The 524-nt window shown below is 59.2% G+C and carries 2 protein-coding genes; both read right to left on the bottom strand.

Annotated elements, in window-relative coordinates; translation table 11 throughout:
* Positions 1–109 precede the first annotated feature (109 nt).
* Entirely contained in the window at positions 110–301 is a 192-nt protein-coding gene (gene tnpB / locus AB3X94_RS41890) for an IS66 family insertion sequence element accessory protein TnpB (protein WP_368614476.1), read from the bottom strand.
* Between the two features lie 77 nt (positions 302–378).
* On the bottom strand, positions 379–524 hold a 146-nt coding region (locus AB3X94_RS41895), incomplete at its 5' end, for a transposase domain-containing protein (RefSeq protein WP_368614477.1).

Raw genomic sequence — 524 nt, forward strand, 5'->3', positions numbered from 1 at the left:
CGTCAGGGAAGGTGTACGGGCTATTAAGGAAAGGCGACCGCCTCACTTCAAGGCCCGACAGGAAGCAGAGAAGTCACTCAAGTTGCCGGGCTTCTAACCAAAGGATGCACTATGTCACGAGACTCCCGCGTTTGCCCCGAAACACGAAGACGTGCCCGCAGAACGGATCTCGTACAAGCACGGTTTGCACCTTGGCGGCGAGACTGTTGAATCCGGCTCGCATGTCGGTGACTCCCGCGGCCAGCCACACTCGGGATCCGGACGGCAGGCCAACAGCCGACGGCAGCATCAGAAGGCTCATCGGGCGAGACCCCGCACAATCTTGATCAGGGTTGCGATGGGCGTAAGCGGCCGGCAAACCCGTCTTGACGAATTGAACTAGCGGATAGGATCCGCGGGCTGCCAGCGATGAGGCAGCAATGTTGAGATATCGCTGGCCTTGTGGGTTGGCAGTCGCGTCAGGACGTCCTTCAGATAGGCATGTGGTTCGTGCCCATTCAGTTGCGCTGAACGTAGCAGACTCA

This window comes from Paraburkholderia sp. BR10923 (genome assembly GCF_040948765.1).
GTDB lineage: Bacteria > Pseudomonadota > Gammaproteobacteria > Burkholderiales > Burkholderiaceae > Paraburkholderia > Paraburkholderia youngii.